General features: G+C 65.0%; 11 protein-coding genes and 1 riboswitch. Of the genes, 4 read left to right on the forward strand and 7 right to left on the reverse strand.

The features are described from left to right. Positions 1-74: 74 nt before the first annotated feature. The 4 genes from aspS to G7Y82_RS20740 form a co-directional block, all read right to left on the reverse strand. Positions 75-1,853: an aspartate--tRNA ligase gene (gene aspS / locus G7Y82_RS20725; RefSeq protein WP_168150045.1), complete on the reverse strand. Its 1,779-nt coding sequence runs from the start codon at positions 1,851-1,853 to the stop codon at positions 75-77. A gap of 125 nt (positions 1,854-1,978) precedes the next feature. Beyond that, positions 1,979-2,305 carry an FmdB family zinc ribbon protein gene (locus tag G7Y82_RS20730; protein ID WP_168150046.1) on the reverse strand — a complete coding sequence of 109 codons (327 nt, stop codon included), beginning with the start codon at positions 2,303-2,305 and terminating at the stop codon, positions 1,979-1,981. 106 nt (positions 2,306-2,411) lie between these two features. Further along, positions 2,412-3,473, reverse strand: coding sequence for a sensor histidine kinase (locus G7Y82_RS20735; RefSeq protein ID WP_168150047.1), 1,062 nt, complete (start codon positions 3,471-3,473; stop codon positions 2,412-2,414). Positions 3,474-3,567: 94 nt separating this feature from the next. Continuing rightward, complete coding sequence (locus G7Y82_RS20740; RefSeq protein ID WP_168150048.1) at positions 3,568-4,335, reverse strand: competence/damage-inducible protein A; 768 nt, start codon at positions 4,333-4,335, stop codon at positions 3,568-3,570. Positions 4,336-4,474: 139 nt separating this feature from the next. Between G7Y82_RS20740 and G7Y82_RS20745 the strand changes: the two genes are divergently transcribed. Then, positions 4,475-5,020, forward strand: a complete 546-nt coding sequence (locus G7Y82_RS20745) for a DJ-1 family glyoxalase III (protein ID WP_168150049.1) — start codon at positions 4,475-4,477, stop codon at positions 5,018-5,020. Between the two features lie 80 nt (positions 5,021-5,100). Here G7Y82_RS20745 and grxD read toward each other — a convergent pair whose 3' ends face one another. After that, complete coding sequence (gene grxD / locus G7Y82_RS20750; RefSeq protein WP_168150050.1) at positions 5,101-5,427, reverse strand: Grx4 family monothiol glutaredoxin; 327 nt, start codon at positions 5,425-5,427, stop codon at positions 5,101-5,103. A gap of 165 nt (positions 5,428-5,592) precedes the next feature. Here grxD and G7Y82_RS20755 point away from each other — a divergent pair, with 165 nt between their 5' ends. The 3 genes from G7Y82_RS20755 to nadC all read left to right on the forward strand — a co-directional run bounded on the left by G7Y82_RS20755 (position 5,593) and on the right by nadC (position 8,019). Then, entirely contained in the window at positions 5,593-6,168 is a 576-nt protein-coding gene (locus G7Y82_RS20755; protein ID WP_168150051.1) for a superoxide dismutase, read from the forward strand. 94 nt (positions 6,169-6,262) lie between these two features. Next, the gene (gene argF / locus G7Y82_RS20760) at positions 6,263-7,168 is read left to right on the forward strand and encodes an ornithine carbamoyltransferase (protein WP_168150057.1); all 906 of its coding nucleotides are present in this window, start codon (positions 6,263-6,265) and stop codon (positions 7,166-7,168) included. Next, a complete protein-coding gene (gene nadC, locus G7Y82_RS20765; protein WP_168150052.1) occupies positions 7,165-8,019 on the forward strand; it encodes a carboxylating nicotinate-nucleotide diphosphorylase in 855 nt (284 codons plus the stop codon). The genes argF and nadC overlap by 4 nt, the downstream gene beginning before the upstream one ends. Before the next feature lie 64 nt (positions 8,020-8,083). Here the strand turns inward: nadC and G7Y82_RS20770 are convergent, their stop codons facing one another. Beyond that, a complete protein-coding gene (locus G7Y82_RS20770) occupies positions 8,084-9,379 on the reverse strand; it encodes a D-amino acid dehydrogenase (protein WP_168150053.1) in 1,296 nt (431 codons plus the stop codon). A 48-nt stretch (positions 9,380-9,427) separates the two neighbouring features. Further along, positions 9,428-9,535: riboswitch (glycine riboswitch) on the reverse strand. A gap of 144 nt (positions 9,536-9,679) precedes the next feature. Beyond that, a complete protein-coding gene (locus tag G7Y82_RS20775) occupies positions 9,680-10,885 on the reverse strand; it encodes a hypothetical protein (RefSeq protein ID WP_240954471.1) in 1,206 nt (401 codons plus the stop codon). Positions 10,886-11,164 lie beyond the last annotated feature (279 nt).

Here is an 11,164-nt window from a genome sequence, read left to right on the forward strand (position 1 = left end):
CCATCGCCGGCCCGCGCGCGCCTGCGCGGATCCGGCTCGAAATCGGCCGGCGCCCTAGGCACCGGCCGTCGCTATCAGCTTGCCGGTTTCGGCTGCACCGTCGAGCGAATGCTCAGCTCGCGCATCTGGCGCGCGTCGATTTCGCTTGGCGCGGCGGTCAGCGGGTCGTGCGCGGTCTGCGTCTTCGGGAACGCAATCACTTCACGAATCGACTGCGCGCCGGCCATCAGCATCACCAGACGATCGAGGCCCAGCGCCAGGCCGCCGTGCGGCGGCGCGCCGAACGACAGCGCATCGAGCAGGAAGCCGAACTTGTCCTGCTGCTCTTCGGCACCGATGCCGAGCAGATCGAATACCGCCTGCTGCACGTCCGGGCGATGAATACGCACCGAGCCGCCGCCGACTTCGACACCGTTGAGGACGATGTCATAGCCCTGCGACAGCGTCGCGCCCGGATCGGCGCGCAGCGCCTCGGCGTCGAACGGCTTCGGCGCCGTGAACGGATGGTGCAGCGACACCCAGCGGCTCGCATCTTCGTCCCACTCGAACATCGGCCAGTCGACGACCCACAGCGCGCGCCAGCCTTCGGCGGTCAGCTTGAGGTCGTTGCCGATCTTCAGGCGCAGCGCGCCGAGCGCGTCGCTGACCACCTTGGCCTTGTCGGCACCGAAGAAGATCACGTCGCCGGTCTGCGCGCCGGTACGCGCGATCACGCCGTCGAGCGCCGCGTCGTGCAGGTTCTTGACGATCGGCGAGCGCAGACCCTCACGGCCCTTGTCCTTGTCGTCGACGACGATGTACGCGAGACCGCGCGCGCCGTAGACCTTGACGAACTCGGTGTACTTATCGATCTCGCCACGCGACAGCCTGGCGCCGCCCGGCACGCGCAGCGCCGTGACGCGGCACTTCGGATCGTTGGCCGGCGCGGCGAAGACCTTGAAGTCGACATCGGCGACCAGGTCCTTGACGTCGACCAGTTCGAGCGGGTTGCGCAGATCCGGCTTGTCCGAACCGTAGCGGCGCATCGCCTCTTCGTAACTCATGTGCGGCAACGTGCCGAGATCGACGTCGAGCACCTTGGTGAACAAATCCTTCACCAGCGCCTCGATCAAGGCCATGATCTCGTCCTGCGTCATGAACGAGGTTTCGACGTCGAGCTGCGTGAATTCCGGCTGGCGGTCGGCACGCAAGTCCTCGTCGCGGAAGCAGCGCGCGATCTGGTAATAGCGGTCGAGGCCGGACATCATCAGCAGCTGCTTGAACAGCTGTGGCGACTGCGGCAGCGCGAAGAACTTGCCGGGATGCGTCCGCGACGGCACCACGTAGTCGCGCGCGCCTTCCGGCGTCGCCTTGGTCAGGATCGGCGTCTCGACGTCGACGAAGCCCTGCGCGTCCATGAAGTCGCGAATGCGCTTGAACACGTCGTTGCGCAGGCGCAGGTTCTTCTGCATCTGCGGGCGGCGCAGGTCGATGTAGCGGTACTTCAGGCGCGTGTCTTCGCCGACCGTCTCGTCGTCGAGATGGAACGGCGGCGTCTCGGCCTTGTTCAGCAGCTCGATGTCCTTGGCCAGAACCTCGATCTTGCCGGTCGTCAGATTGTTGTTCTCGGTACCGGTCGGGCGCGGGCGCACGCGGCCGGAGATCTTGACGACGTATTCGGAGCGCAGCTTGTCGGCCGCGGCGAACGCGTCCTGGGTGTCCGGGTCGAACACGCACTGCAACAGGCCTTCGCGGTCGCGAAGGTCGATGAAGATCACGCCGCCGTGGTCACGGCGACGATGAACCCAACCGCAAACGGTGACGGTCTGGCCGGTCAAGGCCTCGGTGACCTGACCGCAATAATGGCTACGCATCGATGAGAATTCGTAAAGGAACCCGCTTGCACGGTTTCCGGGTCGGTGAAGGCGGTGGCCGAAGCCCCGCGACGAGCCGCGTAGTTTAACCGTGCGCCGCGGCGCCGGCCACGCCCGCCGCGGGCTCAGGCCGCGGCTTCGCCCTTGGAGCTGCCGCCGGCCGGCTTGCTGTCGCCGCCGGCGCTGCTGCTCGACGAGCTGTCGGACTTCTTCTCGCTCGATGTCGTTGACGCCGTCGAAGCGCTCTCGCCCGCCAGATTCTTCTTGTTGCCGGACTTGAAGTCGGTCTCGTACCAGCCGCCGCCACTGAGGCGGAAACCCGACGCGGACACCTGCTTGACCAGCGCCGACTTGCCGCAAACCGGGCACTCGGTCTCCGGCGGGTCCGAAATTTTCTGCAGGATTTCGCTGTCGGCACCGCAAGCGGTGCAGTGGTAATCGTAAATAGGCATCGGGATCTCTAGCGCAAATTCGGGCACGTCGATGCAACCCCTATGGGGATGCGGCGCGTATTCTCAATAGACGGGCCGCCCCGGTCCAGTCTTTCTTCGAGGGCTTTCAGGCGCTTGCACGGCCCTGCGGGCGGGCGCGGCGCGGCAGGAGCACGTGAATCTGCGCGCCGCCCTCGTGCGGCTCGGCCCAGATCTCGCCGTCGTGAAAACTCGCGATCTTGCGGCAGATCGCCAGGCCCATGCCCGAGCCACTGAACTGCGCCTGGCTGTGCAGGCGCTGCAGCGGCGCAAAAATGTGGTCGACCTGATCGGCGGCGATGCCGATGCCATTGTCGGTGAAGACCAGATGCCAGTCGTCGCGCTCGCGGCGCGCGCTGATCTCCAGGCGCGGCACCTGCCCGGGCGGCTGGTATTTCAGGGCGTTGCCGATCAGGTTCTGGAACAACTGGCTGAGCAGCGCATGATCAGCCTCGATCTGCGGCCACGGCGGCTCGACGATCTGCGCATCGCTGGCAGCGATCTCGCCGGCCAAGCGCTCACACGCCTGCGCGAATGCCAAGCCCAGCGAACGTGTCTGAAAGTGCGCGTCGCGCCGGCCGATGCGCGACAGCTGTAGCAGTGCCTCGACCAGCGTCTGGGTCTGCGTCACGCCGTCGACGATCTGCCGCACGAAGAGCTGGATTTGCGGATCGTCCAGCGACGCACAACGCTGCTCGAGCAGGCGCGCGAACCCTTGGACGTTGTGCAGCGGCGACTGCAGGTCATGAGACGCCGCGTATGCGAACTGCTCGAAGTCGGCAGCCGTGCGGCGGTATTGCGACAAGGCCTTGCGCAAGCGCTGCTCGCTATCCTCGCGCAACATCAGCTCCTCGCGCAGCTTGTCGTCGGCGTGCTCGCCCTGCGTGCGACGACGGCGCAGGCTCTCGCGCAACAAGATGGCCGTCAGCAACACCGTCAACGGCAGTCCGGCATACAGGCCGATGCGCGGCCAGCCGACCGCACCACCAAGCGCCATCAAAGCCACGAGCAGCAACAGGCCGCAACCGGCGAGCCTGCGGCTAGAGCGCGCCCACGACCACGGCCAGATCCAGACGAAGCCGGCCACCGCCAGGCCGCCGCTGATCGCGGCGATCAGGCTGTCGAGCAGAACGACTTCAAGCTCCATCATCGGGCGTCGGGACGAGCCGGTGGCAAGTGATGGAGCGAATTTTGAGGCAAAGCGGCACCGCGTCGCGACCCGTTCGCCCGGCGCTTGCCACCATTCATTCCGGCGGCGCGGCGATCGGCTCGATCGTCACGTCGGCGAACGCGGCAAGGCCCGTAATGAACTGACGATAGGCCTCGGCGGCCTGCTGCGGTCGCCCCTTGAAGCCGAATTCGATGTGACGCGTCCGCTCACCGTCACCGCGCGACGGCAGGCTCGACAGCTTCAGGCCGGGATGCTGTGCCAGCGTTTCCTCCATCAACCCGAGCAGGTCGCCCTCGCCGCTGGTGCCGACCGCACGCAGCCGGTATTCAACGTCCGGATCGGCGCGATGCAGGTGTGCGAGCTGCGCGTCGAGCACCCATTCCAGCATCGGCCACGCCATCTCCGGAAAGCCGGGCACGAAGTAGCACTGCTCGACGAAGAAACCGGCAACCTGATTGACCGGATTCGGAATCAGCCCCGCGTCCTGCGGAAAGTCCGCCATCAGCACGCGGTTCGGAAACGACGCGTCGCCGTAACGCTCGACGATCAGGCGCTCGGCTTGCGGATGACGGGTCACCGGCCGTCCGAACGCCAGGCCGGCCGCCTGCCGCGTCCGGTCATCGGGCGTGGCGCCGATGCCGCCGCACGACAGCACGACGTCGCCGCGCGCATGCGCCGCGGCGATTGCCTCGGCAATACGCTGTTCGTCATCACCGACAAACTGCGCCCAGCCCAGCTCCAGGCCGCGCGCCTGCAACAGGGCCTGTACCTTGGCCAGGTGTCGGTCCTGACGCTTGCCGCTGAGTATCTCGTCGCCGATGACGAACAGGCCGATTGCCATGTGTTGCAGTCCTTGAAAACGGTCGCCGGTCACCCGCGGGCACGCATCGCGGTGTTGCGCGGGCGAATTTGAGCGCGGCAGTTTACGCCCGCTATGCTGACCACGGCGAACCATCCCGGTCACGCCGGAGGAGAACGACATGAAAGTATTGATCCCGATTGCCGATGGCTCGGAATCGCTGGAAACCGTGACGATGGCCAATGTGCTGCGCCGCGGCGGGCTTGCGGTGACAGTGGCGGCGATCGGCACCCAACGTGAAGTCAGCGGCACCCGCGACGTACGCCTGCTCGCCGACACCCTGTTCGAGGACGTGATCGCCGACGACTACGACGCCATCGTCCTGCCGGGCGGCGAAGCCGGCGCCCGCGCACTGGGCGCGCACGCGCCGCTGATCGAGAAGCTCAAGGCACAACGCCTGGCGCATCGTTGGTTCGGCGGCATCTGCGCCGCGCCGGCGCTGGCGCTGGCGCCGCACGGCCTGCTCGACGGCAAACAGGCCACCTGCTACCCGGCGTTTCGCGACGCACTGCTGCACTGGGTCGATCAGCCGGTGGTCGCCGACGGGCATTGCCTGACCAGCCAGGGTCCGGCTACCGCGATCGCCTTCGGCCTGGAGCTGATCGAAAAGCTCAGCGACCACGCCACACGCCGTCAGGTCGGCGAGGCATTGCTGGCTGAGGCCTGAGGCGCTGCGCGACAAAACACGCAGCAAGAAAAACGCCCGCATAAAGCGGGCGTTTTTCATCAAGCTGGGACAGCGCGCGTTCAGGCGGCCTTGCGGTCGACGGCCTCCGCCAGCATCTTCTTCAGCTCGCCAGTCTGATACAGATCGAGCGTGATGTCGCAACCGCCGATCAACTCGCCCTTGACGTACAGCTGCGGGAAGGTCGGCCAGTTCGCGAACTTCGGCAGCGCACGATAGACCTCCTCGTCCTCGAAGATGTTCACGAACGCGAACGGCACTTCGCAGGCCTTCAGCGCCTGCACCACGCGCGCGGAAAAACCGCACTGCGGAAAATCAGGCGAGCCCTTCATGTAAACGATGATGGGGTTGTCGGTGACCTGCTTCTTGATTCTTTCCAATGCATCCATTACGGCGTCTCCGCACAGTGGAGTTCGAGCAGCGCAGATTATACGCCCCCTGCCCGGACATCGTCGGCGGTATTGAACAAATTGGGGGAATTCGCCTATGTTGTCGGTTCTTTCAAGCCAGCCGGTGCAAGCCCGCACCGAGATACCAGCAAAAAGGAATCCGCCATGGCATTGACGCTCCCCGAACTCCCCTACGCCCGCGATGCGCTGGCGCCGTACATGTCCGCCGAAACGCTGGACTTCCACTACGGCAAGCATCACAAGACCTACGTCGAAACCGGCAACAAGCTGATGGCCGGCACCGAATTCGAGAACATGGCCATCGAAGACATCATCAAGAAGTCTTCCGGCAAGATCTTCAACAACGCCGCGCAGGTGTGGAACCACAGCTTCTTCTGGAACTGCCTGACGCCGAACAAGGCCGAGCCCAGCGCCGCCCTCGCCGACGCCCTGACCAAGGCCTTCGGCAGCGTCGACGAATTCAAGAAGCTGTTCACCGAAGCCGCGATCGGCACGTTCGGCTCCGGCTGGGCCTGGCTGGTCAAGAACGCCGACGGCTCGCTGGCGATCACCAGCACGTCGAACGCCGGCAATCCGATGACGGCCGACCAGCAGCCGCTGCTGACCTGCGACGTCTGGGAACACGCCTACTACATCGACTGCCGCAACGCCCGCCCGAAGTATCTCGAGAACTTCTGGGCGCTGGTGAACTGGAGCTTCGTCGAGAAGAATCTGGGTTAAAATCCTGCAAAACGCTGGAGTCGAAGGCCGCGCTCGCGCGGCTTTCGCTTTTTGGGGCGCCGGATGATCCGGCCACGTTGATTCAAGGGAACCGCTGATGCCGCGTCACTTCCTCAAGCTGTCCGACCTTTCTGCCGACGAAGCACGCAGCGTCATCGCGCGCGCGTCGGAACTCAAGGCGCAGGCCACAGACCTCAGCTATCGGCCGTTCGTCGGCAAAACGCTGGCGATGATCTTCACCAAGAACTCGACGCGCACGCGCGTCAGCTTCGAGGCCGGCATGGCGCGCTACGGCGGCCATGCGCTGTTCCTGTCGGCCGGCGTCACGCAGATCGGCCGCGACGAGCCGATCAGCGATACCGCCAAAGTGCTGTCGCGCATGTGCAGCGCGATCATGATTCGCAACGACTCGCAGGCGGATCAGGAAGAACTGGCGGCGAACTCGCGCGTGCCGGTCGTCAACGGCCTGTCGGACACGCACCACCCCTGCCAGCTGCTGGCCGACATGCAGACCTGGTTCGAGCATCGCGGTGATCCACGTGGCAAGACCGCGGCGTGGATCGGCGACGGCAACAACAACGTCTGTCATTCGTTCATCGAAGCCGCCGTGCTGTTCGGCTTCACGCTCAAGATCGCCTCGCCCGATGGCTACCTGCCGGACCCGGCGATCGTCGAAGCGGCCGGCAGCAGCGTGCAGCTGGTCGACGACGCGGCGACGGCCGCCAGCGCGGCCGATCTGATCGTCACCGATACCTGGACCAGCATGGGCCAGGAAGCCGAGCAACAGAAGCGCCTCGCGGCGTTTGCCGGCTATCAGGTCGATCGCGCGTTGATGGACAAGGGCGCGTCCGACGCCATCTTCCTGCACTGCCTGCCGGCGCACCGCGGCGAGGAAGTGACTGCCGAGGTCATCGACGGTCCGCAGTCGGTGGTCTTCGACGAAGCCGAAAACCGGCTCTGGGCGCAGATGGCGCTGCTCGAATTCCTGCTGTCGCAATGATCAAGCCGCCTGCTGCCGAGGATATCCTGCGCAATGTGCGCGCCGCGCTCGACGAGGACGTCGGCGGCGGCGACGTGACGGCGCGCCTCGTGCCCGCTGCTGAAGTCGGCGAAGCCGTGGTCATCTCGCGCGAAGCGGCGGTCATCTGCGGACGGCCGTGGGTCGACGCCGTGTTCGGCGAAGTCGATGCCGGCGTCGAAGTGGTCTGGCAGGTCGAGGACGGCGCCCGCGTCATTGCCGATCAGCCGCTCTACACGCTGCGCGGATCCGCCCGCTCGCTGCTGACCGGCGAACGCACGGCGCTGAACTTCCTGCAGGCACTGTCCGGCACCGCCACCGCCGTGCGTCGCTATGTCGATGCCGTCGCCGGCACCGGCTGCCAGATCGCCGATACGCGCAAGACGCTGCCGGGCCTGCGCAATGCGCAGAAATACGCGGTGCGCTGCGGCGGCGGCATCAATCACCGCATCGGCCTCTACGACGGCATTCTGATCAAGGAAAACCACGTCGCGGCGGCCGGCGGCATTCGCCAGGCGATCGCCAACGCTCGCGCGCTTGATGCCGGCGTGCCGCTGATGACCGAGGCCGAGGACTTCGATCAGGTCGATGCGGCGCTCGATGCCGACGTCGACCTACTCTTGGTCGACGACTTTTCGCTCGAACAGATTCGCGAGGCCGTACGTCGCACGCGCGCACATCGCGAACGCGGCGGCCGCACCGTCATCGAGTATTCCGGCGGCGCGACGCTGGACACCGTGCGGCCGATCGCCGAGTGCGGCGTCGACCGCATCGCGATCGGCGCCATCACCAAGCATGTCCGCGCCGTCGACCTGTCGATGCGCTTTCGTTAAAAGCCGTCACTGAAGCGGCACCCGAGCTTCCGCCGCCTTGACGGAAGCTCGGGCACTCGTTGCGTCAGGCGGCGCTGGTCTGCAAGGCCAGCTGCAACGGACGCTGCATGCCGACGAAGTCGAACTCGCACTCCGGATGGCGGCCGTCGATGATGTCGGCAATGGCTCGGCCCGAGCCGCAGCCATGCGTCCAGCCGAGCGTGCCGTGGCCCGTGTTGAGGTACAGACCCTGAACCTCGCTGCGGCCGATATAGGGCACGTTACCTGGCGTTGCCGGACGCAGGCCGGTCCAGAACTGCGCGAGCTGCGGCTGACTCATACCCGGGAACACATCGAGCGTACGCTTGACGATGGCCTCACAACGCACGCGATTGAGCTCCATGGTGTAGCCGTTGAACTCGGCGGTACCGGCCACGCGCAGACGATCGCCGAATCGCGAGAACACCAGCTTGTATTCGTCGTCAGTCAGGCTGACGCTCGGCGCCAGTGACGGCTCCAGCACCGGCAACGTGATCGAATAACCCTTGACCGGATAGATGTGCAGCGGCACGCCGGCATAGCGCGCGACCTGCGGGCTGAAGCTGCCGAGCGCGAGCACATAGGCGTCGGCGCTTTCCAGACGATAGGCGCCGGTCTCGTCGCAGACTTCCACACCCGTCATCTTGCCGCCTTCGGCATGCAGAGCCTGCACGCGTACGCCGTAGCGGAACTTCACCCCCAGCGCTTCGCAGCGCTCGGCCAGGCGCGTTGTGAACTTGTGCACGTCACCGGATTCATCGGCGCTGGTATAGGTCGCGCCCGCGAGCTTCGAGCGAATCTGCGCGAGCGCCGGCTCGATGCGCACCACCTCATCGGCATCGATCAGGCGGCGTTCGCAACCGATCTCACGCATGATGCGCGCCGGCTCGATCGCCAGCTCGAATTCCTTCTCGCTCGTGTAGTAATGCAGGATGCCGCGCGCTTCGTGGTCGTACTCGATGCCGGTCTCGGCACGCAGCGCCTGCAAATTGTCGCGGCTGTAGGTACCGAGACGCACGATCTGGATCATGTTGTGCGTCGAGCGCGCCGCCTTGCACTCGCGCAGGAACTTCATGCCCCATGCCCACTGCGCCGGATCGGCACGCAAACGAAACAGCAGCGGCGCGTCTTCCTTGCCCAGCCAGCGCAACATCTTCCACGGCGCCGACGGGTTGGCCCAAGGCTCGGCATGACTGACCGAGATCTGGCCGCCATTGCCGAAGCTGGTCTCGCGTGCCGCGCCGGCATTGCGCTCCAGCACAACGACTTCATGGCCCGCCTTGGCCAGATACCACGCCGACGCCACACCAATGACACCGGCTCCCATCACGATAATTTTCATCTCAAACTCCAGCACAGAAAGGAAGTGCAGCCGGCCTGATCCGGCTGCTTGATCCCCACTGTCCTTTTGCCTGAGAGATTCACCGCAGCACTGCGGTTTGCCCCTTCGGCGGTCGCTCGACCGTTGGACGGCGCGACGCTCTCCAGTTGTGTACCTGTTCCAGTTTGTTGGCCTGAGCGTTTTGGGTTTGCGCCGTCGGCAGCACGATCTGCGGAGACTGCAGCAGTGCTTCTCCTGGAATGATTTCAGCTTACGTAATCGAAATGCACTCCGTCATGACTTTTGCCGCCAAGCTGCATATCAGATCGTCAACGCCATCAAGTGTGCGACATCGCCAGCGCCATCCTGACTCTTGACGCCGGCCAGCGTCTTCGACGCAGCAGAATCCTTGCCTGCCAACATCTGCGCATAGCCCAGATGCAGTTGCGCCTCGGCCGGCTTCTTCAGGCCGCCCTTGGCAATGCCCTGCTCGATCAGCGCGATACCCTGCTGATAGTCGCCATAGCCCACGTGGTTGAGACCCGCCGACACCAGCGCATCGCCGCCAGCCTGCTGCGCGGCGAGCTTGTCGCCCTCGGCCATCGACTTTTTGTCCTCGGCAATCTTGCGCGCGACCATGTCCTTGAGGCGCTGATGGCGCGCGGCGTCGGAGCCCACGCCGAGCAGCTTGTCCTTGTAGCCGAGATCGACGTACTGCTGCGCTTCGCCCGGATAACCGGCCTGCAACGCCAGCTGCGCGGCTTCCATGAACTCGGAAGCCTTGGTCATCGTGCCGGTCTGCATCCGTAGCCGGTACAGATCCAGATCGAGCTGCGATGAGAAGCCCGGCGCACCGGCCGTGCGCGCAATCAGATCCTGCCAATAATCGGGCGTCGGGTAGTACTTGACGAGCTGCTCGAGCGACTGCCGATAGGCCGTGTCGTTTTTCTGCTTGACCGCGATCGACGTCAGCAGCTGTAGCTGCATCTTGGTCGGCTTCTGGCCAGCCTTTTCCGCCGACGCCACCTCACCCTTGAGCGCATGCTGCGCACCGGACAGGTCGCCCGACAGATACATTGCCTGCGGCAGCAGATCCAAGGTCTGACTGCTGGTACCGCCGGCATCGCGATACTGCGCAATGTACTTGGCAGCCGTACCGTAATCACGGCCGGCATAGGCCACGCGCGCGATGATGTCGTAGGTCTTGAGCTTGTCGGCCGCCGGCATCTGCGGGGATTCGACGACCTTTTCATAAGCCTTCAGCGCCGTCGACGTCTGACCCGCACCGGTCGCCGCCGCCGCACGCATGCGCTCGACGATGTAGCTCTCATAAGGCGTCAGCTTGTCGACCTTGCCCGCCTCGTCAACCTTGACCAGCGCTTCCTTGTAGTGCTTGGCCTGCAGGTCAGCCTGCGCTGCCTGCAATGGCTTGCCGACCTGCGGACGCAGTGTGTCGGCCGCATGAGCCTGCGCCGCGACGAAAAAACCCATCGCAAAAAGGGCGCGGCTGATCTGTGCGTACTTCATTACCTCGTTACCTCTCGATTGAATAAAAGGGAACGGAGGGCGAAGCAGGCAGATGGCTCGCAGAAGAAAGCCGGGATCTTTCGCCTGCGGGCACCTGTCTGCCCCGCCTCCGTTCCACTAAGCGGTGAACCTGGCCTACATCGCCTCGTTGCCGACCAGTCCGATCTTGTTGACGCCGTTGCGCTGCGCCGCGGCGAGCACGAAGGCCACGTACTTGTATTCGACCAGCTTGTTCGGGCGAATATGAAATTCCGACTGCTGATCAACCGGCTTGTCCCC

The organism is Solimonas marina (genome assembly GCF_012241385.1).
Lineage (GTDB): Bacteria > Pseudomonadota > Gammaproteobacteria > Nevskiales > Nevskiaceae > Solimonas > Solimonas marina.

Excerpts from the sequence above, each read along its gene's own strand:
- G7Y82_RS20770 (WP_168150053.1), bottom strand. The coding sequence starts at position 9,379 with ATGAAAATTATCGTGATGGGAGCCGGTGTCATTGGTGTGGCGTCGGCG.
- G7Y82_RS20740 (WP_168150048.1), bottom strand. The coding sequence starts at position 4,335 with ATGGCAATCGGCCTGTTCGTCATCGGCGACGAGATACTCAGCGGCAAG.
- G7Y82_RS20735 (WP_168150047.1), bottom strand. The coding sequence starts at position 3,473 with ATGATGGAGCTTGAAGTCGTTCTGCTCGACAGCCTGATCGCCGCGATC.
- nadC (WP_168150052.1), top strand. The coding sequence starts at position 7,165 with ATGATCAAGCCGCCTGCTGCCGAGGATATCCTGCGCAATGTGCGCGCC.
- G7Y82_RS20755 (WP_168150051.1), top strand. The coding sequence starts at position 5,593 with ATGGCATTGACGCTCCCCGAACTCCCCTACGCCCGCGATGCGCTGGCG.
- grxD (WP_168150050.1), bottom strand. The coding sequence starts at position 5,427 with ATGGATGCATTGGAAAGAATCAAGAAGCAGGTCACCGACAACCCCATC.
- G7Y82_RS20775 (WP_240954471.1), bottom strand. The coding sequence starts at position 10,885 with ATGAAGTACGCACAGATCAGCCGCGCCCTTTTTGCGATGGGTTTTTTC.
- aspS (WP_168150045.1), bottom strand. The coding sequence starts at position 1,853 with ATGCGTAGCCATTATTGCGGTCAGGTCACCGAGGCCTTGACCGGCCAG.
- G7Y82_RS20745 (WP_168150049.1), top strand. The coding sequence starts at position 4,475 with ATGAAAGTATTGATCCCGATTGCCGATGGCTCGGAATCGCTGGAAACC.
- G7Y82_RS20730 (WP_168150046.1), bottom strand. The coding sequence starts at position 2,305 with ATGCCTATTTACGATTACCACTGCACCGCTTGCGGTGCCGACAGCGAA.